Here is a 3,372-nt window from a genome sequence, read left to right on the forward strand (position 1 = left end):
GGGTAAGCGGATTAAATGGTTGATCTTACCTTTGCATGAGAGTGAGACAGACCGGCATCTCATCGGATTATCTGGTTGATGCTTCACCTACTGCTGGTGCATGTTTCCTTCGCTAATTCCAGCAAGAACCCCACACGCCTCAACTTCCCGGTCATCGTTGCAACTCGCTCTCAGTGAAACGAGTTGTTTCTCAAGCGCTTGCAGAGCGGTTATCTGCGACCGCACATGAGAGATGTGATCATCGAGCAAGGCGTTGACGGCGGTACAAGGCTGATGAGGGTCGTCCTGATAGCGCTTTAGTTCGTGAATTTCTGCCAGTGACAGATCCAGGATGCGGCAGCGACGAATAAAGGCCAGCCGCTCAACGTGTTTCTCGGTATAGACACGGTAACCGTTGTCCTGCCGATCAGGCGGCGGCAACAAGCCCTGCTGTTCATAGAAGCGGATCGTCTGTGTTTCGACCCCTACCAACTGCGCCAACTGACCAATGCGCATCAGCCTCCTCCCCAACGGATTCTTTACTCTATTGACCTTATAGTAGCTTTATAGTTTTAAATGGTACCACAACATTGTTCAAGTGGAGTCGTATCATGAGCAAATCCTGTGGTGGCGCCTGTGGCGGTGATGCAACGTCCGCAGCGGATACCGATATACAGGCCTCCTCCGAGGCGCCAGGGAGATGGGTCAGTGTTTATGCCGTGCCGAAGATGGACTGTCCATCAGAAGAACGAATGATTCGCCTAGCCCTGAACGGCTTTGAGGAGATTCGGGCGCTGTCCTTCGACTTGTCGAACCGCCGGCTGAAGGTCGTGCATGACGGCGAGGTCGAGCCCGTCACCTCGAAACTGAAGACCTTGGGGCTAGGCGCCTCGCTTCAGGAAACCGTCGCTGCAAATCCGGAGACCATCAAGGCCGCCGAGTTTTCGGCAGCTTCTGCTAAGCAAGAATCCGGGACCCTGCGCTGGTTGCTCGGCATCAATGCACTTCTGTTCGTGGTGGAAATGACTGCCGGTCTGATCGCCCGGTCCACCGGCCTGATTGGAGAATCCCTGGACAATTTTGCCGATGCGGCGGTGTACGGGCTTGCCCTTTATGCGGTTGGACATAGCGTGAAAATGCAGGTACGTGCCGCGCATCTTGCTGGTGTACTGCAACTGATCTTGGCTGTGGGCGTGCTCGTAGAGGTGGTGAGACGCTTTGTATTCGGTAGTGAGCCTGAATCGCTGGTGATGATGGCTATCGCATTCGTCGCATTGATTGCCAATACCAGTTGTCTGCTGCTCATATCCAAACATCGGGAAGGCGGGGCGCACATGAAGGCAAGCTGGATATTCTCGGCCAACGACGTGGTGATCAACCTGGGGGTCATCACCGCCGGCGCCCTGGTCGCGTGGACCGGTTCCAATTATCCGGATCTGATTATCGGCACCATCGCGGGGGGCATTGTACTTAACGGTGCCAGACGCATTTTGGCGTTGAAGGGTTAAATAATGCTCATTATTGGCAAAAAGCTCTCGCCGTATGCCCTATTGTCCATATCGGGCCTGCTGGCAGCGTCTGATCAGGCTGTAAAGTGGCTGGTGCAGCAATCAATGGCCTATGGCGAGTATGTTTCGGTGACCCCGTTCTTTAACTGGGTGCACCTATGGAACACCGGTGCCGCATTCAGTCTTTTTGCGAATGGTGGAGGCTGGCAGCGCTACTTTTTTATCGGAATCGCGGTAGTGGTCTCGATTTTTCTGATCAAGCTGATCCTTGAAAATCGTCATAAAGGAGAAGCCATCGCTTACAGTCTTATCCTCGGTGGCGCCATGGGCAACCTGATTGACCGGGTCTTTCGCGGCTATGTTGTGGATTCCTTTGATTTCTATTGGCGAGACTGGCATTGGCCGGCCTTCAACCTGGCTGATATTGCAATTGTCCTCGGTGCCTTACTTTTCGTTTCCAGCAGCTTGTTGGGTAAAAAAGCAAACACCAATGCCGAGTCGGATGGATCTGACTGACACCTACGCCTATACAACACCATGACCGAACTTCCCGACAACATCCTTCACCTGCCGCAATACCAAGTACTGGGCTGCAAATCAACCGACGACGAAATGCACTTCCAGGTGGACGTGCCCGATCCCATCGCCTGCGAGGAATGCGGCGTGCAGGGTGAGTTCGTACGGTTCGGCAAGCGTGACGTTCCCTATCGTGATCTGCCCATCCACGGCAAGCGGGTCACTCTCTGGGTGGTCCGCCGCCGATACACCTGCCGGGCCTGCAAGACAACATTCAGGCCCCAGCTACCGGAGATGGTGGACGGATTCCGTATGACACTGCGGCTGCATGAGTACGTGGAGAAGGAATCCTTCAACCACCCCTACACCTTTGTGGCGGCACAGACCGGCCTGGACGAGAAGACGGTGCGCGACATCTTCAACGCCCGCGCCGAGTTCCTGGGGCGCTGGCACCGCTTCGAGACGCCCCGCATCCTGGGCATTGACGAGCTATACCTGAACAAGCGCTACCGCTGCATTCTGACCAACATTGAGGAGCGAACCCTGCTCGACCTGCTGGCCACCCGCCGCCAGGACGTGGTGACCAACTACCTGATGAAGCTGAAAGACCGGCAGAAGGTCGAGATCGTCAGCATGGACATGTGGAACCCCTACCGGGCAGCGGTCAAGGCTGTGCTGCCCCAGGCCCGTATCGTGGTCGATAAGTTCCATGTGGTGCGCATGGCCAACGATGCCCTAGAGAGAGTGCGCAAGGGCCTCAGAAAGGAGCTGAAACCGTCCCAGAGCCGGACTCTCAAGGGAGACCGGAAAATCCTGCTGAAACGCGCTCACGAAGTCTCAGACCGGGAGCGCCTCATCATGGAGACCTGGACAGGCGCGTTCCCGCAACTGCTGGCCGCCTACGAGCACAAGGAGCGCTTCTACGGCATCTGGGACGCCACCACACGGCTCCAGGCAGAAGCCGCCCTGGACGAGTGGATAGCCACCATCCCGAAGGGCCAAAAGGAAGTCTGGAGCGATCTGGTCAGGGCAGTGGGAAACTGGCGCGAAGAGACCATGACCTACTTCGAGACGGACATGCCCGTCACCAACGCTTACACGGAGTCCATCAACCGACTGGCCAAGGACAAGAACCGTGAAGGGCGCGGTTACTCCTTCGAGGTGATGCGGGCACGAATGCTCTACACCACGAAGCACAAGAAGAAGGCACCGACTGCGAAGGTCTCTCCTTTCTACAAGAAAACCATCGGTTACGGACTGCCGGACTTCGCAGAGGAACTCAACTACGGAGTCGATCTATCAACCATCTGAGGGTGGTATCAGATTGATGGGGTGAAGGTGCCCCATCAACCATTAAATCCGTATACCC

Annotated in this window: 4 protein-coding genes; 3 read left to right on the top strand and 1 reads right to left on the bottom strand. The window is 55.9% G+C overall.

The window, feature by feature from the left end; translation table 11 throughout:
- Positions 1–87 precede the first annotated feature (87 nt).
- A complete protein-coding gene (gene cadR, locus DMX12_RS28660) occupies positions 88–495 on the bottom strand; it encodes a Cd(II)/Pb(II)-responsive transcriptional regulator (protein WP_010794431.1) in 408 nt (135 codons plus the stop codon).
- Between the two features lie 95 nt (positions 496–590).
- Between cadR and DMX12_RS28665 the strand changes: the two genes are divergently transcribed.
- The 3 genes from DMX12_RS28665 to DMX12_RS28675 are packed head-to-tail and all read left to right on the top strand — an operon-like array spanning position 591 to position 3,314.
- Positions 591–1,487, top strand: coding sequence for a cation transporter (locus DMX12_RS28665; RefSeq protein ID WP_004364974.1), 897 nt, complete (start codon positions 591–593; stop codon positions 1,485–1,487).
- Positions 1,488–1,490: 3 nt separating this feature from the next.
- A complete protein-coding gene (lspA, locus tag DMX12_RS28670; RefSeq protein ID WP_003821921.1) occupies positions 1,491–2,003 on the top strand; it encodes a signal peptidase II in 513 nt (170 codons plus the stop codon).
- 21 nt (positions 2,004–2,024) lie between these two features.
- On the top strand, positions 2,025–3,314 hold the full coding sequence (locus DMX12_RS28675) for an ISL3-like element ISPpu12 family transposase (RefSeq protein WP_004574636.1): 1,290 nt from the start codon (positions 2,025–2,027) through the stop codon (positions 3,312–3,314).
- Positions 3,315–3,372 lie beyond the last annotated feature (58 nt).

Origin of the sequence: Pseudomonas sp. MB-090624, from assembly GCF_003205245.1 — a bacterium.
In the GTDB taxonomy this organism is placed as follows: domain Bacteria; phylum Pseudomonadota; class Gammaproteobacteria; order Pseudomonadales; family Pseudomonadaceae; genus Aquipseudomonas; species Aquipseudomonas juntendi.

What these genes read in the sequence shown, in the direction of transcription:
- DMX12_RS28675 (WP_004574636.1), top strand. Translation starts at nt 2,025, where the DNA reads ATGACCGAACTTCCCGACAACATCCTTCACCTGCCGCAATACCAAGTA.
- DMX12_RS28665 (WP_004364974.1), top strand. Translation starts at nt 591, where the DNA reads ATGAGCAAATCCTGTGGTGGCGCCTGTGGCGGTGATGCAACGTCCGCA.
- lspA (WP_003821921.1), top strand. Translation starts at nt 1,491, where the DNA reads ATGCTCATTATTGGCAAAAAGCTCTCGCCGTATGCCCTATTGTCCATA.
- cadR (WP_010794431.1), bottom strand. Translation starts at nt 495, where the DNA reads ATGCGCATTGGTCAGTTGGCGCAGTTGGTAGGGGTCGAAACACAGACG.